Origin of the sequence: Thalassobacillus devorans (assembly GCF_900176565.1) — a bacterium.
GTDB lineage: Bacteria > Bacillota > Bacilli > Bacillales > Halobacillaceae > Thalassobacillus > Thalassobacillus devorans_A.
The window spans coordinates 1-23050 of sequence record NZ_FXEH01000004.1 but is presented as its reverse complement, the minus strand read 5'-3'; the positions used below and the strand labels follow the sequence as shown (position 1 = coordinate 23050).

Here is a 23050-nt window from a genome sequence, read left to right as displayed (position 1 = left end):
AATCCAGTCAAGTTGTTCTCAAACCCTATGTTGAAAGGGTTTCGGGCGTTATCACATCATGCCGCCCATTCCGCCCATGCCACCCATGTCTGGCATGCCGCCGCCTGCTCCGTTGTCTTCTTCTGGAAGATCAGCAACGACTGCTTCTGTAGTCAAGAACATAGCTGCTACGGAAGCTGCGTTTTGTAGTGCGGAACGTGTAACTTTAGTTGGGTCTACGATACCAGCGTCAACCATGTTGACCCATTCGCCGGATGCAGCGTTGAAACCTACGCCGACTTTTTCACCTTTCAGGCGCTCAACGATGATGGAGCCTTCAAGGCCAGCGTTGTGTGCGATTTGACGTACTGGCTCTTCTAGAGCGCGTACGACGATTTGTGCACCTGTTGCTTCGTCGCCAGTAAGGTCAAGGCCTGCTACTTTTTCGTAGATGTTAGCGAATGCAGTACCACCACCGGCTACGATACCTTCTTCAACCGCAGCACGAGTAGAGTTCAACGCGTCTTCGATACGAAGCTTACGCTCTTTCAATTCTGTCTCAGTAGCAGCACCGACTTTGATGACAGCTACGCCGCCAGAAAGCTTAGCAAGACGCTCTTGCAGTTTTTCTTTATCGAATTCAGAAGTAGTTTCTTCTGCTTGAGCACGGATTTGAGTGACGCGGGAAGCGATTTGCTCAGCGTTTCCTGCACCTTCAACGATTGTCGTGTTTTCTTTTGTAACAACCACTTTCGAAGCACGGCCCAATTGCTCGATGCCAGTGTTCTTAAGCTCAAGACCAAGGTCTTCTGTTACTACTTCAGCACCAGTTAGTGTAGCGATGTCTTCAAGCATTGCTTTACGACGGTCACCGAATCCTGGAGCTTTAACAGCTACAGCGTTGAATGTACCGCGAAGTTTGTTCACAACTAGTGTTGCAAGAGCTTCACCTTCAACGTCTTCTGCAATCAATAGAAGCGGCTTGCCTTGTTGTACGACTTGCTCAAGTACAGGCAATACTTCCTGGATGTTGCCGATTTTCTTATCAGTGATCAGGATGTATGGATCTTCAAGAACAGCTTCCATTTTATCCTGGTCGGTTACCATGTATGGAGAAGCGTATCCACGGTCGAACTGCATACCTTCTACTACTTCAAGCTCTGTGTTGAAGCCTTTGGATTCTTCGATCGTGATGACACCATCGTTACCAACGCGCTCCATTGCTTCTGCGATCAATTGGCCTACTTCATCGTCACCAGCAGAGATGGAAGCAACTTGTGCGATAGATTCCTTACCTTCAATTGGCTTGGAAATGTTCGCTAGTTCTTCTGTAGCAAGCGCTACTGCTTTCTCGATACCGCGGCGTACGCCTACTGGGTTCGCACCGGAAGCAACGTTTTTCAATCCTTCACGGATCATTGCCTGAGCCAGTACAGTCGCAGTTGTTGTACCGTCACCAGCTACATCGTTTGTTTTAGAAGCAACCTCCGATACAAGCTTGGCACCCATATTTTCGAAATGGTCTTCCAGTTCGATTTCTTTCGCTATGGTTACACCGTCGTTTGTAATTAGTGGAGAACCGAATTTCTTCTCAAGAACGACGTTACGCCCTTTTGGTCCTAATGTCACTTTTACAGCATTAGCAAGTGAATCTACACCACGAAGCATTGCGCGTCGTGCGTCTTCATTAAATTTAATTTCTTTAGCCATGAATAAATGCCCTCCTTATCAAACTTGAATCTGTACGTATTTTATTTGAAACTTAAGGAATTACTGAATGACAGCCAATACGTCGCTTTCGCGAATCACTAAGTATTCTTTGCCTTCATACTTAACTTCTGTTCCTGCGAATTTAGAGTAGATGACATGGTCGCCTTGAGCAACTTCAAGCGCTACTTTTTCGCCATTATCGGTAACTCGTCCAGATCCTACCGCTACTACTTTACCTTCTTGAGGTTTTTCCTTCGCGGAGTCTGGAAGTACGATTCCGCTCGCAGTTTTTTCTTCCTGTTTTACAAATTCAATCACAATACGATCACCAAGTGGTTTTAACAATTCGGACACCCTCCTCAATGTGATTCTATTCATTTATCAATTTATTAGCACTCGACATTCTTGAGTGCTAACACAATTATTATAATAATCAATCACATTTTATTTTGCAAGTAAGAAGTGTAAATTTTTTTCGAAAAAGATTGGTGAAAAATGTCGGGTAAATCCTTATTGTTACGCGGGCTTTTCAAACTGTGTTAAAATACGGAGAGTGACCGAAATTGTACGTAAAGGAGTCGTTCGATTTTGCCAAATAGATATTGGTATATTATCGCTATATATATTGCAGCACAGTTATCATCTATTGTAGGAGTACCGCTCCTGATGGCAGTTGGCCTCGATAAGGGCATAGCGATTACAAGCTGGGCGGTGTTCAGCTTTTTTATCGCCACTTTAATCATTCTATTCTTATTGAAGCCGGATATGAAACAAGCTTCCTTGCAGCGGGAGCGTTCCAGTGCAGGAAACATCGCGTTATGGTCGTTCCTTGGGGTGTTCCTTGCTTATTTCGCACAAATGATTGCGATTCTAATTGAAACATTTGTCTTTGGCATCAAGCCGGGATCTGAAAATACACAGGACCTGATGGAGTTCGCCCGTATGTCACCGGTGTTCATCATCGTCATGGTCTTATTCGCACCGATTTTAGAGGAAATCATTTTCCGTAAAATCATTTTCGGTACGATTTATAAACGGTCGAACTTTATTGTGGCAGTGCTCGTATCGGCAGTGGCATTCGCCGCTTCCCACTTTGATTTCACCCATATGGTAGTATACACGGCAATGGGGATCGTCTTCGCTTACTTGTATGTGAAAACGAAAAGCATCATCACCCCGATCATTGCCCACATGGCAATGAATACCGTTGTGGTCATTGGACAATACAGCCTGTCGGAAGAAGATTTCAAACGGATGCAGGACCAATTTGACCAGCTACAAACCATTTTTGGAGGCTTCTTACTATGAGAACATCACCGCTATTCATGGCCTTCCTTTATTTTATAATGGGATTGGTTTTCACCTATATAGCGGCACAAAGTGTCGATGATACGATCTGGAATTTCATTACGATCTTTCTGGCTATTCTGGCCACTTTTGATTTTGCCGTTTCGATCCGGTTATTTAATCTGCACATCAGGCTGAAAAATTCAAATAAGAAATAACAACACGAGGCCTGTTTTTTAACAGGCTTCTTTTTGTTTAAAGGGGGATACATAACGATGAAGACTTTATTACAAGGAAAACGGGTGAGACTGACACAGGTGACCAAGGAAGACCTCGAGGCGATAGCAGACTGGTATCACAACTCTAATTTCTCCCGCCTGTTTGACGCATTGCCAGCAGCCCCGAGAACAATGGACCAGTTGGAGTCATGGCTCCAAGAGTCCAATGAGTCTAACAACCAATACACCTTTTCGATTCGGAATGAAAGCAATGAATTTGTCGGATATGTGGAATTAGAAAGCATCTTATGGATTCATCGAAACGGCTGGGTCAGCATTGCCATCGGCGATGAAGAATATCAGGGAAAAGGTTACGGCATGGAGGCGATGCAATTACTGATCGATTTCGCCTTTTATGAATGCAACCTCCACCGTCTTCAGTTGACGGTATTTTCCTATAACCAGCCTGCCATCTCCATGTACGAAAAACTCGGCTTCAAAAAAGAAGGCACCCACCGGGAATTCCTCCTTCGCGACGGACAAGCATTCGATATGCACCTGTATGGACTGCTAGACTATGAATGGATAAAGTAAAAAACGCCTCTGCTCAGCTCTTTAAGCTGAGTCGAGGCGTTAATTGTTTTCCTGGCTTTCCTTTTTATCACTTTCCACACCCTTTAAGATGAAAGAAAATGGAATCGCAATGATCAATATGACTGCGGATACGAGAAAAGCCTCATTAAGTGTCTGCAAGGTTGCTGCCTGCATATCCAAATCGGGCGAGGTCGCAATCGCTGCACGTCTTACTTCATAATAAATGGAGAAGAAAACGATCCCTAACGAAGATGATATCTGCCGTAAGATATTGTTCATCGCAGAACCCTGTGCTACGAGATGTTCCGGGATTGCGTTCATACCGGATGTCGTGGCGGGCATGTTCCCCATCCCCATTCCAAGACCTCGGATCGTATTCAATACTAATATCCACCAATATGGCGTATCAAGGCTCAGAAAACTTAACCCCAGGGTTGCTACTGCCATGATGGCAAGGCCGGGAGGAACGACGAACTTCGGCCCTTTTTTATCAAGCAGCCTTCCACCAATCGACATGAATAATCCACTGGCCGCTGCAGCCGGCAGAAACAGAAGGCCTGTTTTGATCTCCCCTAACCCATAGACATTCTGAATCAATAATGGCAATAAGAAAATACCGGAGAAAAGACCGATCGAGGCCGCTGATGTAACAAGAATCGATACCGAATACGTTGGCACCTTGAATACAGATAGGTTCAATAACGGCTGTTCCTGGCGGTTTTCATAAAAAACGAAAGCCACTAACGCCAGGATACCTCCGATGATTAGTACCATACTCACAGGAGACAGCAGTAATTCCAGCGTCCTCCCTCTTCCAAGTGCATAAAGGATGGCACCAATCCCCGTAGTGACGATCACAAAGCCGCCTGCATCGAATTTCAGATCCGGCTTTGTCTCGGTCGGTTTCAAATACTTGCTCGATAACAATATGCCAAGCAAGCCGAACGGTATGTTGAATAAAAACAGCCACTGCCAGGCGAAGAACTCGATGATAACCCCGCCGATCGTCGGACCGATGGCTGGAGCGACCATGACAGAGATTCCGTAGATACCGACAGCCAGCCCCCGTTCATCCCTAGGAAAAGCATTGAAAATCAGTGCCATCGCTATCGGCATCATTAGACCGCCTGCCATCCCCTGAATTGCCCGGGCGACGATAATCATGCCTAACGACGGAGCGAGCGAACCGGCAATCGACCCGATAATGAAGACACTGAGGCCAATCAAATATACTTTCTTCTTGCCGAACCGGTCTCCAAAATACCCCGTAAGAGGCATTGTCATCCCCATGGAAACCATAAAAATTGTCAGCATCCAGCCGACATCTACCGCATTAGCATCAAAAATTTCCATGAATCGGGGAAGCGTCGGATTCAGCATGCTGTTATTCAATATGACCGTGAAAGTTCCAAATAAAACGGAAACGACAACCAGCCATTTTGATGGCAACTTGCCCATACAGCTCCCCTCCAGTTAATTTATTTCGAAACACGAACTATCATCTACTATACCATAGTAACCCAGCCACTTCTCTCATCTTGCCTTCCATGATATACACCTTCCGTGTAATATCTAAACTTGAAACCAAAGGAAAACGGTAAAACTCCTGTGTAACCAAAAAAGGACGACCGTGGTGGTCATCCTTTTATTCTTCTTGTTCCTCGCCCGCTTCAAGCGGATAGTGCTTCAGGAAATACACCAGCGCTTGAAGTTCGATCGACAAATCGATATGGTGGACCCGGATATGTTCCGGCACCGTAATCCTGGCCGGGGTGAAATTCAAAATTCCGGAAACTCCCGATTGGACAAGCCGGTCCGTAATACCCTGGGCCGCTGCAGACGGAACGGTAAGTATCGCTGCAGTGATATCGCCTTTTACCATATCTTCGAGTTCATCGATATGCTTCACAGGAACCCCGCCGATTTCCGTTCCTACTTTATCCGCATTAGAGTCGAATGCATACTCGATTTTAGTATTATTGTTTTTCATGAAGTTATAATGTAAAAACGCGGTACCAAGATTACCGACACCGATCAAGGCTACTTTCGTGATTTCATCCTGATCGAGCGTTTTTCTGAAAAAGGAAAGCAAGTATTCGACATTATAGCCATAACCTTTTTTACCAAGGGCTCCAAAATAAGAAAAATCGCGACGGATGGTTGCAGAATCTACCTTGACCGCCTCACTGAGCTCCTTGGAGGATACACGCTGTTTCCCCTGGCTGTGCAGATTATTAATGAATCGATAATATAATGGCAGCCGCTTCGCTGTCGCTTGTGGTATTTTATGTTGCTCGATATCCATATCTTTCACTCCTTGCTTTCTCTATAGAAGTCCCCGCTTTTCCCGCCTTTTTTCTCCATTAAATAAGTAGGTCCAATGACCATTCCTTTATCAACGGCTTTGCACATATCATAAACGGTAAGCGCAGTCGCTGAAGCTGCCGTGAGCGCTTCCATTTCTACACCGGTGCTTCCCTTCGTTTTGACTGAAGCATCAATCATCAAATGGTAGGTATCTTCCCTTTCTTGCTTCCATTCGAAATTGACGTCGACACCCTTCAACTGTAATGGGTGGCACATCGGGATCCAGTCGGGTGTCTTTTTAGCTGCCATGATACCGGCAACCTGAGCAACCGACAGCACGTCCCCTTTGGCGATTTCTTTATTGGTGATCTTCTGATATATTTCATGGTTTACCTGGACACTGGAAACAGCAGTCGCTGTTCGTGTGGTGACATCCTTTTCCGAGATATCGACCATCCTTGCCCTTCCCTGCTCATTGAAATGAGTGAACTCTGTCAAAGTAAAGCCTCCCTTGAAGCAGAAATTCTATTATGTGTATTTACATTACTTGTATTTTACCAAAAATGCAAAAGATAGTCGTTAAGTTTTTCACAATCTGCCATCATGCTTCTTGCCTGCCAGCTTTGATGTGAGATACACTTGACTCATTGAGGTGAACAGACATGATTCTGATGCAGATGAACCAGATTGAAAAACGATTCGGTGCTGAACTCATTCTATCGAATATTAAAATAGAAGTACAAACGAATGACCGGATTGCCATTGTCGGTCGTAACGGCGCAGGGAAGTCCACCCTGCTGAAAATCATGGCGGGAGAGATGACCCATGATGGCGGGGAGAAATTTCAGCCAAAGGACGTTTCCATTGGCTACCTGGCCCAGAACACCGGTCTTGAATCCGACCGGACGATCTGGGATGAAATGGAGAAAGTCTTCAGCCATCTGAAGAAACTGGAAAGCGAGCTTCGTTCCATGGAAAGCCGGATGGCGGACCCCGACCTGATGGCAAACGAAAAAGAGTACCAACAACTATTGAAGGAATACGACAGTAAGCAGGAAACATTTAAAATGGAAGGCGGCTATCATTATGAAGCCGATATTAAAGCCGTACTGAACGGTCTTAACTTCCATGATTTCGATCTTGCTACCCCGATCAATACGTTAAGTGGCGGGCAAAAAACGCGGCTCGCGCTCGGGAAGCTTTTGCTTTCCAAACCGGATGTCCTGATTTTGGACGAGCCGACCAACCATCTGGACATTGATACACTCAGCTGGCTGGAAAACTACCTTCAAGGCTATCAGGGTGCAGTCGTCATCGTATCCCACGATCGGTACTTCCTGGATAAAATCGTGAAGACGGTGTATGAAATCGCCTTTCAATCTTCCAAGAAATATCATGGAAACTATAGTGATTATTTGAAAAAGAAAGAAGCCGATTTCGAGCTGGAAATGAAGCAGTACGAAAAACAGCAGGCCGAAATCAAAAGGATGGAAGAATTCATCCAGAAAAATATCGTCCGGGCGACGACAAGTAAGCGGGCACAAAGCAGGAGAAAGCAGCTGGAAAAAATGGATCGTGTCGATAAACCGAAAGATGAAAATCAATCGGCGAAGTTCTCTTTCCAGGTTTCCAGACAAAGCGGTAATGACGTCCTCCGCCTTCGTGACCTGGCTTTCCGTTATCCGGATAGTGAAACGAACGTGTTCGAAAACGTCCACCTGGATGTTAACCGCGGTGACAGCATCGCGCTTGTCGGTCCGAACGGTGTCGGCAAAACCACTTTGCTTAAGACCATTATCGGCGACTTGAAAGCCCATAAGGGAACGATCCAAATCGGAACCAATGTCCAGGTCGGCTATTATGACCAGGAACAGACAATGCTTCATTCAACAAAAACTGTGCTCAATGAGCTTTGGGATGATTATCCGATGAAAAACGAAAAAGACATCCGCACCATTCTCGGAAACTTCCTGTTTAGCGGCGAAGATGTGCTGAAGCCTGTTTCGTCTTTAAGCGGCGGCGAAAAAGCCCGTCTGTCCCTGGCTAATTTGATGATGCAGGAAGCGAACCTGTTGATTCTCGATGAGCCGACCAACCACCTGGATCTCGACAGCAAAGAAGTATTAGAAGCGGCACTGGTAGACTTCCCAGGCACGATTATTTTCGTTTCCCACGACCGTTATTTCATTAATAAAATCGCTACACAGATTTTTGAAATGACCACTGGGGAGTCTCGTATGTTCCTCGGTGATTACGACTATTATATAGGGAAAAAACAGGAAGAATATGAACTGGAGCAGCTGGAAAGCCAGGATCGCCAGCAGGAAACCAGCACCACACCAGACACGAAGACGAGCTTCCATCAGGATAAAGCCCAGAAACGGGAAGCCCGTAAACGCCAGCGGCTCATCGATGAAATCGAAACAGAAATTGCAGAAATCGAAGCAGCCATCGAAACCAACGATGAACTCTTATGTGAACCGGATATTTACCAGGATCATGAAAAATCACTGGAATTAACTTCAGAGAACGAACAACTGAGCAACAAGCTGGAGCATTTAATGGAAGAATGGGAAGAACTTCATACCGAAGAATAATAGAGCTTTGCTGATCACAGAATCAGCAAAGCTTTTTTACTTAGGGGAAACCGATGGAAACTTATCATTTCTACCCGTTGTATAAACGTAAAATACTAAAAATCTTTCATAATTTAGTACCCATTTCCTTATACCTCCTATGGTAAGCTAGAGGTATGTACTAGAACAGGAGTGTTGGAAATGTTGAAGGTGCTTATTGTCGATGATGAACCTATGATTCTCGAAGTCTTAGAAGCTTATATAAAAAAAGAAAATTATGATGTCTATTTGGCCGAAAACGGCGAAGAAGCATTGCAAATGTTTCATAGTGTCCACCCTCACTTCGTCATCCTCGATCTGATGCTGCCGGACCTTAGTGGCGAAAGTGTTTGCCAGCAGATTCGAAAAACATCGGATGTGCCAATCATGATGCTGACGGCAAAAGGACAGGAAAATGATCGCATCAATGGCATTGAAATCGGAGCGGATGATTATATCGTCAAACCATTCAGCCCCCGCGAAGTAATCGTGCGGATGAAGTCGATTTTAAAAAGAACAGGCTATCTCTTTATGGAAGATTCCTTATCTTTCAATAACGGGAAGCTGACGATTTTCCCGGCTAAGAAGCTGGTATATGTCAACAATGAGTCCGTTTCATTGACACCGATTGAATTTCAATTGATTACTCAAATGGCTAACCGGCCAGGCTACGCGTTCACACGTGCGGATCTCTTGAAAACCATCCAGGATGCCGGCTATTTTGAGGGTTATGAAAGAAACATAGACGTCCATATCAAAAACATCCGGAAGAAGATTGAAGAAGATACGAAACATCCCAAGTACATCCAGACCGTTTTTGGTACAGGATATCGATTTGGAGGGGAAAGCTGATGTTCCGAACACTGCGTGCCAGAACCTTGATTGCCTTCATTGCTATTTCTTTGATTGGTGTTGTTTTTATCAGCGGAGCTTTTAAATATGCTTTTGAAGACTGTTTCAGTGATTACCTGGATGATAAACGAGAAGCAGAAGTGGACCGGGTCGTCACATTCCTTCAAAAGGAACACCAACGTGATGGTAAGATAACAGGAGACAGTATTGATGCGATGCTTCCCTATCAGGCGATGACAGAAAGCTTATTTTATCGAATCTATGACAGCAGCGGGAATCTGGTGCTTGATTCTACAGACCTCGTAAAGGAAATAGCCAAAATGAAAGAGGATCAGCATGGGGAAGCACCGAATTATAAAGATATGGATTACACTCAGGAGACGCGGGAACTGACTTATGACGGCGAAAACATCGGCACGATGGAAGTCAATTATCATCGTGGCTATGAGAAAGGTGAATTTCAGTTCCAGGCTAAAATCGATAAATACATTGCTGTCTCAGCCCTTGGAATTTTCGGGTTATCGATCGGGCTCAGCTTTTTATTCAGTAACCAGCTGACTTCAGGTTTGCGCCGGGTAAAGGATGCAGTCCAGGCGTTAAGCAACAATGATACGACCGTACGTGTTACGAACAGTAAACTGACAGACGAAATCCAGCAGGTAGCGGATGCCTATAACCAGCTCGCGGAACGCCTTAACAGCCAGCAGATGCTGCGCAAACAATTCACAGCGGATATCGCCCACGAACTCCGCACGCCCATTACAATTTTAAAAACACAAATCGAAGCCTTTCAGGATGGCATCTGGCAGCCGACCCAGGAACGCCTGGCAAACAGCCATAAAGAGCTGATGCGACTGGTACGAATGGTCAATGACCTCGAGGAACTGATGGAAGCAGAAAACCCTGATATCCATTTGAATGTGGAAGAAGTGAATACGAACCAAACACTCACCCATATTAAAGAGCACTTCTATGTCGCGGCCAAACAAAAAGATCTTCAGCTCGATTTGACCCTCCCGGAGGAACCGATTTATTTTGAAGGCGATAAAGACAGGGTCTGGCAAATCATGTTGAACCTTGTATCAAACGCTATCCGTTATACTCCGGAAAAAGGAACAATCCGGATTCAGGCAAATGAAACGGCAGAAAATGTCTTTATTACGGTAACCGACGATGGAATCGGCATCGCTGCGGAAGACTTACCGCATATATTCGACCGCTTCTACCGTGCAGAAAAATCACGGGCCCGCAAAACAGGAGGAGCTGGAATCGGCCTGGCAATCGTGAAAGCACTCGTTCAGGCCCATCATGGTCAAATAAATGCCCAAAGCACAGAAGGAAAAGGTACAAAAATGATCGTACAGCTTCCTAAAAAAACTTCCACTAAGTAGGAGGATGATTGGATGTGGCAGCACAATGAAGTGACCTCCCTGCTTACGATTGAATTCCCTATTATACAAGCAGGCATGGCAGGGGGCGTCACTACGCCGGAACTGGTCGCCGCAGTATCTAATGCCGGAGGGTTAGGAACAATCGGAGCCGGTTATATGACCCCAAAGGATTTACAGACAGCTATCCGGGAGACAAAAAAGCGGACAGATAAGCCGTTCGGTGTCAACGTGTTCGTACCGGAAGAAAGCACAGGATCTGAAGCAGATATCTCGTTCGCCAATGACTTGTTGCAGCCTTTTCATGAGGAATTACAAATAGAACCGACCGAGGAGGTATCGCATTCCTCCTCTACTTTTCAAAAGCAGCTGGACATCATTATAAAAGAAAAAGTTCCCGTTTGCAGTTTTACTTTTGGAGTACCATCCGAAAAAGTGATTAGTCATTTAAAAAACCATCAGATTCGCCTGATCGGTACAGCGACTACAGTCATAGAAGCAATCATCAATGAAGATGCCGGAATTGATCTTGTCGTTGCACAGGGCAGTGAAGCCGGCGGTCATCGTGGAACATTCGCTGCTTCCTTTGAGCAGGGAGCGGTAGGTATCATGTCGCTTGTTCAAAGAATGGCAGCCCGGGTATCTATTCCAGTCATCGCTGCCGGTGGTATTATGGACGCGCGTGGCTTTGTCGCTGCGACTAAGCTTGGCGCTCAGGGAGTGCAAATGGGTACCGCTTTTCTGACCTCACCAGAAAGCGGTGCAAAACCGCTTCATAAACAAGCAATTCTCGAAAGCGACGGTGATGATACGGTGCTCACCCGCTCGTTCAGTGGAAAACCAGCACGAGGAATTGAAAATGCCTTCATTCGCCATTTGCGCCATCATGAGCATCAATTGCCGCCTTATCCCATCATGAACACGTTAACCAAAACATTGCGAAAGGCAGCAGCAGAACAAAACAAACCCGACTACATGTCCCTCTGGGCAGGCCAGAACGCCACCCTCAGCCGTGAAGTCCCTGCGGGTCAAATAATCGAACGCATGGTCAACGAAATAAAAGGACTATGTGAATAAGGGGAAACTGTCATGAAATTTTCATGGCAGTTTTTTTGTGTCCATTTTTGACTACTTCGTGGCTAACTTATAAAGAAGATATGAAGACGTCATTTTTCGTGACATTTGTCACAGTTGAGTCTCCCACCCTCTCTCTACAATAAAGTTAACGACAAGGATGAGAGGTGAAATCAATGCTTAGTAACATGCTTGGAAGTAAAAACATGACAGAAAAAGACTGGAACAACTTGCTTGATACAGCGTTGCCAGATGTAGAGAAAGAGATGGAGGCATCTCCCTTCGATACAAAGCTGAGTTTCAATATGGCGGATGATGCCAGAAAGGTAATCAACGGGAAGTTGAATATCAAAGACTTCCATAAGAAATACCATTCCAAACTGATGCGGGAGTTCGGGGAGGAAGTCGGACAGGACTTTGCTTCTGGTGCCGATGATGACAGTACGGCGACAGACGGCGTCAAATGGGGCATGGTCATCGATTTACGGAAATGCGTCGGATGTGATACCTGTACGGTTTCCTGTAAGGCGGAAAATCGTACTCCACCCGGGATCTCCTATAATGTTGTCCTGGAACAGGAAATCGGTGATTTTCCGAATGTCGCCAAAGTGAATTTACCGCGCCCATGTATGCAGTGCGAAAAGCCTTCCTGCGTGCAGGTCTGCCCGACCAGGGCGACATTCAAACTGGATAATGGCATCGTAACCATTGATAATGACCGCTGTATCGGCTGTCGTTATTGTATCGTTGCCTGTCCTTACGGTGCGAGATCGTTTGATTTCGGTGAAAGCTACGAAGATGAAATGCTTGGCTATAACGATGTAACCAGTCCGGAATATGGGATTGAACGCGGGGAAAGAAAGCCAGGCAAAACACCAATTGGCACCGTAAGGAAGTGCAACTTCTGTCTGCACCGTCTGGAACGTGGCGAAGAGCCGGCTTGTGTAGAAACTTGTGTCGGCGATGCCAGATTTTTCGGAGATTTGAACGACCCGAACAGTACCGTATCCAAGCTATCTAAAAGTCCGCGCGCCTTCCGCCTGAAGAGTGATCTAGGCAACGGACCGAATGTCATCTATCTAAAATAGGAGGTGGAACCTATGGCAACTACTGCAGTAGCTGCGCCGAAGGTTAAAGTCAAAGAAAAACAAAGCAAACGTTTTAAGCTATGGATAGGATTTTTATTGTTATTGTTCTTCGCTGGCGGTTATTTCATCGTTGAGCGTCTCGTCCAGGGGCTTCCGGTCACCAATTTATCATCGATCACCCCCTGGGGAGCCTGGATTGCCTTTTATATCTTTTTTGTCGGCTTGAGTGCAGGGTCCTTCCTATTGTCTACATTGATCTATGTATTCGGCATGATGGAATATGAGCGGATCGGAAGGATGGCCCTATTTACTGCCATTGTCTGTATGATTGTCGCTTTGACCTTTGTATTGATGGACCTCGGCAGGCCGGAACGGATGTTGAACGCCATCATTTATTGGAATGTTACCAGTCCGCTGGCATGGGAGGTCCACTTTTATCTCGTCTACATCGCCCTGCTCACGACAGAATTATATATTGCCATGCGGGAAGATCTCGTTCGGTTAGCTGGAACGCCTTCTTTAAAAGGAAAAATCGCCAAGTGGCTCACATTCAAAAACAGCCCCATCAATGAAAGTACAAAGAAACGCGACCATAAGTGGATGAAGATACTCGGAACCATCGGGATACCACTTGCGATTTTAGGTGTCCATGGCGGTACTGGTACCATTTTTGCCGTTGTGCAGGCACGTCCATCATGGAACACTGGTCTCTTCCCTGTCATCTTCGTCGTCTCGGCTATGGTTTCAGGGACCGCCCTGTTACTTGCCATGTACATCATTAAGAAAAAAGCAACCAGACAAAAAATCGACCACGGCATGGTCGTTTCCCTTGCGAAGATGATGGTTGCATTTCTATTCATCGACCTTGGTCTCCAATTCTATGAATACCTCGTCGGTGTTTATGGATTGGAACATCACCATCTCGAAGGGCTTGGCACGATGATGGGAAGCGCCTACAGCTGGTCCTTCTGGGGAGTGCAAATGTTCCTTGGAGCGGCTATTCCCACATTTTTAGTCTTCTATAAGAAAACGAGTAAAAACGTCAACGCCTTGCTGACTGCCGCCATCCTCATCGTCATCGGCATCATCGGTGTAAGCTTCAACATCGTCGTACCTGCACAAATTGTCCCATTGTTCGAAGGGTTCCCTGCCGGTGACTACTTCCCTACTTTTAATGAATGGATGGTAAGCATCGGAATAGCAGCAATGGGATTGCTAATTTATACGTTCGGAGAACAACTTTTGCCGATTGAAGAAATTCAATCACCGGAGAAATCGGAGGGCTGATCATGGATAATAAACCAATGAAACGGAGAAGTTTTTTAAAAGCATTAGGAGCCTTTAGTGCCGTTGCGGTTGTCGGGCCTGCCTTTATTGGTCCTGTCAAACAAGTGGCCAGCGGCGTGTGGGGAGATGAAGGACATGGCTACGGCAGTGATTATCAGGATTATGGCGCAGAAGACGTCATTTTTACCACCTGCGAGCAATGTAACAGTTTCTGCACCATCAAAGCTTACGTGACGAGCGGCAATAAGAACGGACCCTACAGCTCCATCATTCGTAAAATCGCAGGAAACCAGTATAGCCCAATCAACATGGTACCTTACGGAGCAATCGCCTATGATACTTCTCTCGATGATGCTGTCCGGGGTACAGGAGATGTTAAAAGAGAAGGCCGAGGCTTCCGTGGCGGCCGTACCTGCTTGAAGGGGCAGGCAGGCATCCAGACTGCCTATGATGCTTATCGGGTCAAGAAGCCATTGAAACGTGTTGGTCCACGCGGCAACGGCAAATGGAAAACGATCAGCTGGGAACAGGCTTATGAAGAAATCATCAACGGCAGCAGCGACCTGAAGACTCCTGGTCTCAAAGGACTTTCTGCTTATGTTCCGGAAGAAGACGTCATGAGTGATTGGGAAAAAGTGAAAGAAGAAAAGATGGACTTCGAAGCATTCGATAACAAGTATCGCGATGTATTGATTGATCCCAAACATCCCGACTTTGGCCCAAAGGTCAACCAGGTTACCTTTATGGTCGGCGACCGGCGCGACTTCATGGAGCGCTTCATCCTGCAAAGTCTTGGCAGCAAGAACTATTATCACCATGGCGGTGTCTGCGGTATCAGCTCCGTTACCGGCAATGTCCGCTCCTACTCTGCCAGTGAAAAGAAGAAAAAACGACAGTATGCGGATGTAGAAAATACATTGTTCTTACTCGTATGGGGCACGAACCCAATGGTCGCCAACAAAGGACCGACCTGGCTCGCTCCTAAAATTACAAATGCGATCGAAAATGGCATGAAAATGGCGGTTGTTGATCCACGCCTCAGTAAAACCGCCGAAAAAGCGGATATGTGGCTTCCTGTCAAACCAGGAACCGACGGTGCACTGGCCCTGGCTATCGGCCGCTGGATTATTGAAAATAAGCAATACGATGAATCGTATTTGACCAACCCGAATAAAAAAGCTGCTGAAATGGATGAGGAACCGACATGGAGTGATGCAACCCATCTTGTAAACCTCAGTGATCCAAAACGGCCGAAGCTCCGCGCAAGCGACCTTGGCATCGGATCAGAAGAGCAATTCGTCGTCATCGAAAACGGCAAACCCGTCCCTCATGACAAAGCTATGGAAGGTGAGCTGGAAGTAGATACAAAAATCAAAGGTCTAGAGCTGAAATCGACCTTCCAGCTTTATAAAGAACGAGTTATGGAAAAATCACTTGATGAGTACGCAGAAATTACTACGATTGATAAGCAGCAGATCATCAAATTAGCCAAAACATTCACTTCCTACGGGAAGCGTGCAGCTATTATGGCTTACAGAGGCCCTGCGATGCATGAAAATGGCTATTATAACCAGCGTGCAATCGTTATGCTGAATCATTTAATCGGAAGCTATGACTGGAAAGACGGTAACATCACTACCGGCGCCTCCTATCAAGAATTCACAGGACGCTACGATTTAATGACTGTCCCCGATGGCAAAAAGGCTTGGGGGGTTCCAACAGGCCGCTATCAGTCCAAATATGAAGACTCGACACTGTTTGAAAAAGACGGATACCCTGCCAAACGTCCATGGTTCCCGCTCAGCGGTCAATCAGTCGCAGAAGTGCTGCCAAGTGCTTTAGATGGATACCCATATCCTATTAAAGCCTTGTTTACCCACCGGATGTCCCCTGTTCTGTCCTCTCCTAATGGGCAAGTACAGGAAGAGGCGCTTAAGGATCCGAAGGTGCTTCCATTGTATGTAGCATCGGATGTCCAAATCGGGGATTCATCGAAGTATGCTGATTTCATTCTTCCAGATACGACCTATTTAGAGCGCTGGGGCAGAGAATCCATCTACCCGAACATCACCACTAAGTTCACAGGTGTCTACCAGCCGGTTACACGGGTGTTCCCGGAGGTCCGCTCCTTTGAAAACAGCGTCATTGAACTGGGCAAACGGATGGAACTTCCCGGTTTCGGAGACAAGGCATTCCCTGATGGCAGCTCCCTGCATAGGGAAGAAGATTTTTATATCAAACGGGTCGCCAACATCGCTTTTGATGAAAAACCAGTACCGGACGCTTCTCAGCGGGAACTGAACATTTTCACAAGCGCCCGTAAGAAAGGATTAGGAAAATACTTTGATGAGAACAGATGGAAACAGGCTGTCAAACCGGAAGAATGGGCGAAAGTCGTCTATGTGCTGAATCGTGGCGGGCGGTTTGAAGAAGCAGGAAGCGAGTATAATGGCAACCATATCAAGTACCAGTACGGCGGTCAGGCTGACTTTTACGATGAAGGGGTGGCCGCTCACAAGAATACATTTAACGGGGAACACTTTGAAGGCATGCCCTATTACCAGCCGATCAAAACCTTTGATCGTAAGCCCGTCGACCAGCCAAAACCATTGCAATTCATTAACTGGAAATCCAGGAATTTAGGTACCTACCGCAACGTAAGCAGTGCCTGGCTGAGAGAAGTACGTTCAGATAACTATATTTGGATCAACCCGGTTGATGCCAACAAGCGAGGATTGAAAAGCGGCGATACCGTGACGATTGACAATGATACGATCAAGCTGAAAGGCACGGTCACCGTCACAGGTGGTATCGCTCCAGGAGTCGTCGGTTCTGCCTATAACATGGGACAGACAGGTTACGGGGTGAATAGCCAATACATTGACGGCAAAAAGGAAAAAGAACTTCCGGAATACAACCACACACCATTTGAGTTCAACAAGCCGATGCATGAAGAAGCAGGATTCCCAGGATCACGTGGAGATGGATTTATCGTCAACAAATTGACATATGTGGATGACAGCATGAAGCATGGCGTGATGTATGATGAAATTGGGGGCTCCCCTGGTCAATTGGATATGTTTGTAGATATTAAGAAAGCTTAAAGGAGGAAATTGACATGCTTACGATTGAAGAACGTAACGGTCAATTATTGTTGACGCAGTTATTTACCCACATCTGGTTCGGCGAATGGGATCATTATGAAAAGGTATTGAATCAACTGCCCGATGAACTGAAAGAATCATTCCCTTTCCATCCGTATTATAATCGGGAAGACTTCGAACTCTGGTATGAAAATTACTTTTCTATCCCAGGCGTCTACTTCATTCCTCCTTACGTGTCCAGTTACACGGAAAAGACAGAGGAAGCGATCGACCGCTCCCGTCAGGATCTTCTTTGCCTGATTGGTAAGTTTGAAGAAATGGGTTTTTACTATCCAATTGAAAAGGGAGAATTTCCGGACCATATCGGCAGCCTGACTGCCTTTCTGTCAGCGGCAGCAACAGAAGAGATTAAGGCGGAACAGGAAGGAAATACCGAACTGGCCAGACAGTTACGGAATGCCCAACTCGATATGTATCAGTCTCATATTAAGCAAGGGCTGAAAAAAGTCGCCAGACATAGCAAAAGAAAACTGGAAGATCCATTTTTCAGTGTTTTTATCCCGTACTACCTGGATACAATGAAAGAGTTATTTGATACCCATAAATAATAGAGGAGTTGATCCGCATGTTATCTAATATCGGAATCCCTGGTTTGATCTTAGTATTAGTAATCGCATTGATTATCTTTGGCCCATCCAAATTGCCTGAAATCGGGAAAGCGTTCGGCAGCACATTAAAAGAATTCAAAAAGGCGACCAATGAACTTGTGAGTGACGATCCGAGTAATGACCAGAAAAAAGAACAATAACTAAGCAAGAAGGACTGTTGCTGAGACAGTCCTTCTTTTATGCATCCAATGAATCGAATAGCTAACAGCATCCACATAGTTATTCACAGTTGAACAGCTATTTTATTACTTTTGCACAGGTTTATACACATTATCCACAAGAGGATTCACATTTATCCACTTTTCCCACAGATAATATGAACACTTAGGAATAAAGTGTTTGCGAATGATTATCCACAGTATATTTATGCATCTGTGTATAACACCTTACTTTCCCCCAATAACTTATACACATGGTCATTATAAAAAACTTGGCCCTTAGCCTATTGAATAATTTACAAATAAAAAAACTCCCTGATTTAGGGAGTTTTTAACTTTGTTTTAAAGATCTGTTCGCATAACGTTCCAGGCTTAACGATGGATTGGCGTTTAAATCCCACCCGGCACGATGGCCTTGTTGATACGCAACAGCCCCTGCCGCTGCAATCATTGCGGCATTATCTGTGCAAAGTTTTAATGGAGGAATCAACAATTCGATCTCTTCCCCTTCGAATTTGTCTGCCAAAGCCTTACGCAGCCCTTGATTAGCCGCTACTCCTCCGGCTACAATCACCTGCTTCACCTGATACTCCTTGGCAGCCTGATATGTTTTTGTGGATAACACGTCAACTACACTCGCCTGGAAGCTTGCTGCTACATTTTTGTCTTCCAAAATGTCACCTTTTTGTTTCGCGTTGTGCAGCTTGTTGATAACTGCGGATTTCAATCCACTGAAGCTGAAGTCATAAGAGCCCTCTTCGAGCCAGGCTCGTGGAAAATCAATCGTTTCGTCGCCCTCTTGAGCAAGCTTATCGATATGGGGACCACCAGGATAAGGCAGTTTCAACGTCCTGGCTACTTTATCATAAGCCTCCCCGGCAGCATCATCCCTGGTCTCTCCAATTACTTCAAAAGAACCATGTTCCTTCATCAGAATCAATTCCGTATGTCCGCCGGAGACGACTAAAGATAATAAAGGGAATTCAAACTCTTTTTCCAGCCGGTTGGCGTAAATATGTCCGGCAATATGATGGACCCCCACCAATGGCTTATTTTTAGCAAAAGCGAGGGCTTTAGCCGTATTTACACCGACAAGCAATGCACCGACAAGTCCAGGCCCTTCCGTTACAGCAATGGCATCGAGATCGTCAATCTCCATTCCTGCCTGAGACAATGTTTCTTCCAATGTAATCGTAATCTGCTCGATATGGTGGCGGGATGCTATTTCCGGAACAACTCCGCCGAAGCGTTTATGGCTTTCGATTTGTGAAGCTACAACGTTAGCTACGAGCTCTCTGCCATTTTTCACAATCGCTGCAGCTGTTTCATCACAACTCGTTTCAATCGCTAGTATATAATTATCTTTCGTCATGAAAATTCACCCACATCACTAATGCGTCCTCTCCATTATCCGTATAATATTGCTTGCGAATCCCACCAGGAACCAACCCGAATTTCCGATACATGTGCTGTGCTCCTGTATTAGTTACACGCACTTCCAGGGAGAGCATGATAGCCCCCTTCTCGACAGCTTGTTCGATGACATGGCCAAACAATAAAGCCCCATAGCCTTTCCCTCGATGGCTTGGAAGTATAGCGATATTGGTAATATGAGCTTCATCAATGATCATCCATAATCCGCAATAGCCAAAAATACGGTTTTCGTCTTCAATTACATAATAAACAGCGAAATTATTCTGCTCGACTTCCCCGACAAAAGCTTCTCGTTTCCAGGGGATTGCGAAGGAAGCATGCTCGATTTCCATCACTTCATCGATATCGTCGACAGTCATTTCCCTGACCGTTACGTTGTCCATTTATCTCTTCTCCTGCTGTTCCAGCCATTTAGCTTCAGCTTCTACCAGCCTTAAATAGTTAGGAACGAGACCATGCAAAGGTTCAGCTTCCTTGCTCTTTCCTGCCAAAGCTAATGCACTAGGGCGAGGGACATGCCAGGCTTGCGGGGGGATAACCGCCTGATCACCTAATATTTCTTCAATAGCTTCCCGGTAGAGCTCAACATCCTGACTTAAAAATAAAATCGGTTCTTCCCTATCCTTCAATTCTTCCAGCCATTCTGTCATCAGTATATTGGTTTCATCTTTCACAAGCTTCATATCCTGGTCGTATAAGCCTGTGTAAACCAAGCCTCTTCTGGCATCAAAGAAAGGACAGATGCTGCCATTAAAATACATCCCCTGATAGGCTAATACTTCCAGGCTTGAAACGCCTATCACAGGGATATTCAATGCCCATCCCATTGATTTTGCTGTGGTAAGACCAATCCGCACACCGGTATAGGAACCCGGCCCTTTGGCAACAACGATTCTTTCCAAATCGGAAGGAGCCACTCCTGTTTCCTTCATCAATTGATCGATGGCCGGCATCAATCGTACAGAATGATTTTTCTTTATATTTGTAATCAATTCACCAGCTGTTTCTCCATTTTTTACAACAGCCACTCCCAAGATTTGATTAGATGTATCTATAGCTAATACGTTCATAAAAATAGCTCCTCGCATATCTTTTCCAAATGAGGATCCTCTGTTTTCCCTTCAATGAAACGTGCCCGTTCATCCAGATAAATGATAGTAAGATCCAGCCTTCTTTTCGGTAAAAAATCCTGAATGAACTGTGCCCATTCTACCACCGTAACTCCTTCTCCCTCAAAATACTCCTCGAAACCAATATCCTCTTCGCTGTCTTCCAGGCGATAGGCATCAATGTGATAGAGGGGGATACGGCCTTCATACTCTTTCACAATCGTAAACGTCGGGCTGCTGATCGTCCGTTTGACTCCAAGCCCTTCTCCAAGGCCTTTAGTGAAAGTTGTTTTTCCAGCGCCTAAATCACCTTCAAGAGTCAAAACGTCACCTGCCTGTAAACGCTCGCCAAGCCGTCTGGCGAGTTCCTTTGTCTGTGCCTCGGAAGTTGACGTGATTTTAAAAGATTTCACCCTTATCACCTATCCTGTCGTAAATGTGTATAGCCCGATTTCGCTAATCGTGATTTTTCATTTTCTTCATATAGAAACACAACCGGTTCCGTATCCTTTTTTTCTGTCACCGAACCAATTTTAGTTACACGGGTGGAGGACGCTTTGGCAGCCTGTTGTACAGCTTCCCAGTCCTTTTCCGGGACAGCTCCGAGCAGCTCGAAGTCTTCTCCTCCTGATAACATCCATGATTTACATATTTCCTTTTCCAGCCTGCTCAAATAGTCCACTCTCGGCAAGTCCTCATACTTGATATGTAGATCAACACCGGAAGCTGCAGCAATTTCATTTGACTCGCTGGCAACACCATCGCTGACATCATTTAAGGCGACACGCTTCAGTGACTGCAGCTGAAGGGCAAACGCTACACGAGGAGCCGGTTGTCTGTGTCGGCTAATAAAATAGTCAGCTGCAGCCTCATCGAAATGATGCTTGCCTAATAAATATTCCAGCCCGGCTTGTGCATCACCCAAGGTGCCAGTCACAAATAAGACATCGCCTGATTTGGCCAAATTGCGATACCTGCTTTTGTCAGGTGGTACAAGACCAAATACCGTAACAGAAACCACCAGCTCTTTTCCTGAAACCGTATCGCCACCAATCAGATCCATCCTGTATTGCTTTGCAAGCTCCTTCATACCTGAATAAATTTCATCAATTTCCTCTACAGACCAATCCTCCGGAATCACAATAGATACCATATAAAAAGCAGGGGCTGCACCCATAGCAGCTAAATCACTGATATTGACCGCGAGAGCACGATAGCCCACATGGAACGGCTCCATGGTCTCCCTTGAGAAATGTACATCTTCTACCAGTGTATCCACCGCGGTTATAATATCCTGGTTATTCGCTCGAAAAACTGCTGCATCATCACCGATGCCCTTCAGCACTGAGGGCTGAAAATAAACATCCTGCTTGATGGAATCGATGAAAGAAAATTCATCCATAGATGGTGAGCCTCCTACGTTCATAAAAAGATAAGTTCATTATATCAATAACTTGTCCAAAGATAAAAAAATGCATAACAAAAGCCTTAGGATTTACCTAAGGCTTATCATATCGAATTTATAATGGCGGTCCGGACGGGACTCGAACCCGCGACCTCCTGCGTGACAGGCAGGCATTCTAACCAACTGAACTACCGGACCAAAGCTAAGATATATGTAAGTAAAAAAATTTGATTGTACTTTACAGTACACGATTTTCAACTAACTAGGAAGATTATTCGACGTTGCAAGTGAAAATATTTTGGTTGCGGGGGCAAGATTTGAACTTGCGACCTTCGGGTTATGAGCCCGACGAGCTACCAGACTGCTCCACCCCGCGATAGTGTAAATGCATTTCTTTCTGCACTTACGATAAGTATAAAATTGACAGCCTAGCAGCGTCCTACTCTCACGGGGATAAACCCGACTACCATCGGCGCTGGAGAGCTTAACTACTGTGTTCGGCATGGGAACAGGTGTGACCTCTCCGCTATCGCCACTAGACCTTTTATATTAGCGACAAGATTAATTATATTAACTTTCCGCTAAAAAATCAAGAGTTTTTTTAGTAAACCCTCAAAACTAGATAAGCAACATTCAACGACGAACGTCGTTTCCACGACATTTGTTAGTTAAGTCCTCGATCGATTAGTATCCGTCAGCTCCACGTGTCACCACGCTTCCACCTCGGACCTATCTACCTCATCGTCTCTGAGGAATCTTACTCACTCGAAGTG

General features: G+C 45.5%; 22 protein-coding genes, 2 tRNA genes and 2 rRNA genes. 12 read left to right on the top strand and 14 right to left on the bottom strand.

Going from position 1 to position 23050, the window contains the following annotated elements:
* Positions 1-51: 51 nt before the first annotated feature.
* Both groL and groES read right to left on the bottom strand, forming a co-directional pair.
* Positions 52-1689: a chaperonin GroEL gene (groL, locus tag B9Y67_RS02045; protein ID WP_085505135.1), complete on the bottom strand. Its 1638-nt coding sequence runs from the start codon at positions 1687-1689 to the stop codon at positions 52-54.
* Positions 1690-1749: 60 nt separating this feature from the next.
* Positions 1750-2034, bottom strand: coding sequence for a co-chaperone GroES (gene groES, locus B9Y67_RS02040; protein ID WP_139823705.1), 285 nt, complete (start codon positions 2032-2034; stop codon positions 1750-1752).
* Positions 2035-2277: 243 nt separating this feature from the next.
* Here groES and B9Y67_RS02035 point away from each other — a divergent pair, with 243 nt between their 5' ends.
* From B9Y67_RS02035 to B9Y67_RS02025, 3 genes are read left to right on the top strand one after another with little or no spacing between them, the layout of a single operon-like run.
* Positions 2278-2997, top strand: a complete 720-nt coding sequence (locus tag B9Y67_RS02035; RefSeq protein WP_139823704.1) for a type II CAAX endopeptidase family protein — start codon at positions 2278-2280, stop codon at positions 2995-2997.
* Positions 2994-3194 carry a YdiK family protein gene (locus tag B9Y67_RS02030; RefSeq protein WP_085505132.1) on the top strand — a complete coding sequence of 67 codons (201 nt, stop codon included), beginning with the start codon at positions 2994-2996 and terminating at the stop codon, positions 3192-3194. The genes B9Y67_RS02035 and B9Y67_RS02030 overlap by 4 nt, the downstream gene beginning before the upstream one ends.
* A 57-nt stretch (positions 3195-3251) precedes the next feature.
* Complete coding sequence (locus B9Y67_RS02025; protein WP_085505131.1) at positions 3252-3788, top strand: GNAT family N-acetyltransferase; 537 nt, start codon at positions 3252-3254, stop codon at positions 3786-3788.
* A 39-nt stretch (positions 3789-3827) separates the two neighbouring features.
* On the opposite strand, the gene B9Y67_RS02020 is transcribed toward B9Y67_RS02025, so the two are convergent.
* The 3 genes from B9Y67_RS02020 to moaC all read right to left on the bottom strand — a co-directional run bounded on the left by B9Y67_RS02020 (position 3828) and on the right by moaC (position 6593).
* Positions 3828-5246 carry an MDR family MFS transporter gene (locus B9Y67_RS02020; protein WP_085505130.1) on the bottom strand — a complete coding sequence of 473 codons (1419 nt, stop codon included), beginning with the start codon at positions 5244-5246 and terminating at the stop codon, positions 3828-3830.
* A 187-nt stretch (positions 5247-5433) separates the two neighbouring features.
* Positions 5434-6093, bottom strand: a complete 660-nt coding sequence (locus B9Y67_RS02015; RefSeq protein ID WP_085505129.1) for a redox-sensing transcriptional repressor Rex — start codon at positions 6091-6093, stop codon at positions 5434-5436.
* A gap of 5 nt (positions 6094-6098) precedes the next feature.
* Positions 6099-6593: a cyclic pyranopterin monophosphate synthase MoaC gene (gene moaC, locus B9Y67_RS02010; protein ID WP_085505128.1), complete on the bottom strand. Its 495-nt coding sequence runs from the start codon at positions 6591-6593 to the stop codon at positions 6099-6101.
* A 164-nt stretch (positions 6594-6757) separates the two neighbouring features.
* Between moaC and B9Y67_RS02005 the strand changes: the two genes are divergently transcribed.
* The 9 genes from B9Y67_RS02005 to B9Y67_RS01965 all read left to right on the top strand — a co-directional run bounded on the left by B9Y67_RS02005 (position 6758) and on the right by B9Y67_RS01965 (position 18311).
* Positions 6758-8692: an ABC-F family ATP-binding cassette domain-containing protein gene (locus B9Y67_RS02005; protein ID WP_085505127.1), complete on the top strand. Its 1935-nt coding sequence runs from the start codon at positions 6758-6760 to the stop codon at positions 8690-8692.
* A gap of 180 nt (positions 8693-8872) precedes the next feature.
* On the top strand, positions 8873-9562 hold the full coding sequence (locus B9Y67_RS02000) for a response regulator (protein ID WP_085505126.1): 690 nt from the start codon (positions 8873-8875) through the stop codon (positions 9560-9562).
* Entirely contained in the window at positions 9562-10953 is a 1392-nt protein-coding gene (locus B9Y67_RS01995) for a sensor histidine kinase (RefSeq protein WP_085505125.1), read from the top strand. Before B9Y67_RS02000 ends, B9Y67_RS01995 begins: the two co-directional genes overlap by 1 nt.
* Positions 10954-10965: 12 nt before the next feature.
* Complete coding sequence (locus tag B9Y67_RS01990) at positions 10966-12027, top strand: NAD(P)H-dependent flavin oxidoreductase (protein ID WP_085505124.1); 1062 nt, start codon at positions 10966-10968, stop codon at positions 12025-12027.
* A 185-nt stretch (positions 12028-12212) separates the two neighbouring features.
* On the top strand, positions 12213-13112 hold the full coding sequence (dsrO, locus tag B9Y67_RS01985) for a sulfate reduction electron transfer complex DsrMKJOP subunit DsrO (protein ID WP_085505616.1): 900 nt from the start codon (positions 12213-12215) through the stop codon (positions 13110-13112).
* 12 nt (positions 13113-13124) lie between these two features.
* Positions 13125-14399, top strand: a complete 1275-nt coding sequence (nrfD, locus tag B9Y67_RS01980) for an NrfD/PsrC family molybdoenzyme membrane anchor subunit (RefSeq protein WP_085505123.1) — start codon at positions 13125-13127, stop codon at positions 14397-14399.
* 2 nt (positions 14400-14401) lie between these two features.
* Positions 14402-17503: a molybdopterin-dependent oxidoreductase gene (locus tag B9Y67_RS01975; RefSeq protein ID WP_085505122.1), complete on the top strand. Its 3102-nt coding sequence runs from the start codon at positions 14402-14404 to the stop codon at positions 17501-17503.
* Positions 17504-17517: 14 nt separating this feature from the next.
* Complete coding sequence (locus B9Y67_RS01970) at positions 17518-18111, top strand: molecular chaperone TorD family protein (protein ID WP_085505121.1); 594 nt, start codon at positions 17518-17520, stop codon at positions 18109-18111.
* A 17-nt stretch (positions 18112-18128) separates the two neighbouring features.
* The gene (locus B9Y67_RS01965; protein WP_085505120.1) at positions 18129-18311 is read left to right on the top strand and encodes a twin-arginine translocase TatA/TatE family subunit; all 183 of its coding nucleotides are present in this window, start codon (positions 18129-18131) and stop codon (positions 18309-18311) included.
* Positions 18312-18660: 349 nt separating this feature from the next.
* Here B9Y67_RS01965 and tsaD read toward each other — a convergent pair whose 3' ends face one another.
* The 9 genes from tsaD to B9Y67_RS01920 form a co-directional block, all read right to left on the bottom strand.
* Positions 18661-19701 carry a tRNA (adenosine(37)-N6)-threonylcarbamoyltransferase complex transferase subunit TsaD gene (gene tsaD, locus B9Y67_RS01960; protein ID WP_085505119.1) on the bottom strand — a complete coding sequence of 347 codons (1041 nt, stop codon included), beginning with the start codon at positions 19699-19701 and terminating at the stop codon, positions 18661-18663.
* The gene (gene rimI / locus B9Y67_RS01955) at positions 19688-20146 is read right to left on the bottom strand and encodes a ribosomal protein S18-alanine N-acetyltransferase (RefSeq protein ID WP_085505118.1); all 459 of its coding nucleotides are present in this window, start codon (positions 20144-20146) and stop codon (positions 19688-19690) included. Before rimI ends, tsaD begins: the two co-directional genes overlap by 14 nt.
* Positions 20147-20833: a tRNA (adenosine(37)-N6)-threonylcarbamoyltransferase complex dimerization subunit type 1 TsaB gene (gene tsaB, locus B9Y67_RS01950; protein ID WP_085505117.1), complete on the bottom strand. Its 687-nt coding sequence runs from the start codon at positions 20831-20833 to the stop codon at positions 20147-20149.
* Entirely contained in the window at positions 20830-21285 is a 456-nt protein-coding gene (gene tsaE / locus B9Y67_RS01945) for a tRNA (adenosine(37)-N6)-threonylcarbamoyltransferase complex ATPase subunit type 1 TsaE (RefSeq protein WP_085505116.1), read from the bottom strand. The genes tsaB and tsaE overlap by 4 nt, the downstream gene beginning before the upstream one ends.
* 5 nt (positions 21286-21290) lie before the next feature.
* Complete coding sequence (gene thiL / locus B9Y67_RS01940; RefSeq protein WP_085505115.1) at positions 21291-22274, bottom strand: thiamine-phosphate kinase; 984 nt, start codon at positions 22272-22274, stop codon at positions 21291-21293.
* 124 nt (positions 22275-22398) lie between these two features.
* A tRNA-Asp gene (locus B9Y67_RS01935) sits at positions 22399-22475 on the bottom strand.
* Between the two features lie 101 nt (positions 22476-22576).
* A tRNA-Met gene (locus B9Y67_RS01930) sits at positions 22577-22653 on the bottom strand.
* Between the two features lie 50 nt (positions 22654-22703).
* Positions 22704-22817, bottom strand: a 5S ribosomal RNA gene (rrf, locus tag B9Y67_RS01925).
* A 124-nt stretch (positions 22818-22941) separates the two neighbouring features.
* Positions 22942-23050 (bottom strand): 23S ribosomal RNA (locus tag B9Y67_RS01920); the annotation flags it as partial.

Coding starts and splice junctions, on each gene's coding strand:
- groL (WP_085505135.1), bottom strand. CDS start 1,689: ATGGCTAAAGAAATTAAATTTAATGAAGACGCACGACGCGCAATGCTT.
- B9Y67_RS02030 (WP_085505132.1), top strand. CDS start 2,994: ATGAGAACATCACCGCTATTCATGGCCTTCCTTTATTTTATAATGGGA.
- B9Y67_RS02025 (WP_085505131.1), top strand. CDS start 3,252: ATGAAGACTTTATTACAAGGAAAACGGGTGAGACTGACACAGGTGACC.
- B9Y67_RS02020 (WP_085505130.1), bottom strand. CDS start 5,246: ATGGGCAAGTTGCCATCAAAATGGCTGGTTGTCGTTTCCGTTTTATTT.
- B9Y67_RS02015 (WP_085505129.1), bottom strand. CDS start 6,093: ATGGATATCGAGCAACATAAAATACCACAAGCGACAGCGAAGCGGCTG.
- B9Y67_RS02005 (WP_085505127.1), top strand. CDS start 6,758: ATGATTCTGATGCAGATGAACCAGATTGAAAAACGATTCGGTGCTGAA.
- B9Y67_RS02000 (WP_085505126.1), top strand. CDS start 8,873: ATGTTGAAGGTGCTTATTGTCGATGATGAACCTATGATTCTCGAAGTC.
- B9Y67_RS01995 (WP_085505125.1), top strand. CDS start 9,562: ATGTTCCGAACACTGCGTGCCAGAACCTTGATTGCCTTCATTGCTATT.
- B9Y67_RS01990 (WP_085505124.1), top strand. CDS start 10,966: ATGTGGCAGCACAATGAAGTGACCTCCCTGCTTACGATTGAATTCCCT.
- dsrO (WP_085505616.1), top strand. CDS start 12,213: ATGCTTGGAAGTAAAAACATGACAGAAAAAGACTGGAACAACTTGCTT.
- nrfD (WP_085505123.1), top strand. CDS start 13,125: ATGGCAACTACTGCAGTAGCTGCGCCGAAGGTTAAAGTCAAAGAAAAA.
- B9Y67_RS01975 (WP_085505122.1), top strand. CDS start 14,402: ATGGATAATAAACCAATGAAACGGAGAAGTTTTTTAAAAGCATTAGGA.
- B9Y67_RS01970 (WP_085505121.1), top strand. CDS start 17,518: ATGCTTACGATTGAAGAACGTAACGGTCAATTATTGTTGACGCAGTTA.
- B9Y67_RS01965 (WP_085505120.1), top strand. CDS start 18,129: ATGTTATCTAATATCGGAATCCCTGGTTTGATCTTAGTATTAGTAATC.
- tsaD (WP_085505119.1), bottom strand. CDS start 19,701: ATGACGAAAGATAATTATATACTAGCGATTGAAACGAGTTGTGATGAA.
- rimI (WP_085505118.1), bottom strand. CDS start 20,146: ATGGACAACGTAACGGTCAGGGAAATGACTGTCGACGATATCGATGAA.
- tsaB (WP_085505117.1), bottom strand. CDS start 20,833: ATGAACGTATTAGCTATAGATACATCTAATCAAATCTTGGGAGTGGCT.
- thiL (WP_085505115.1), bottom strand. CDS start 22,274: ATGGATGAATTTTCTTTCATCGATTCCATCAAGCAGGATGTTTATTTT.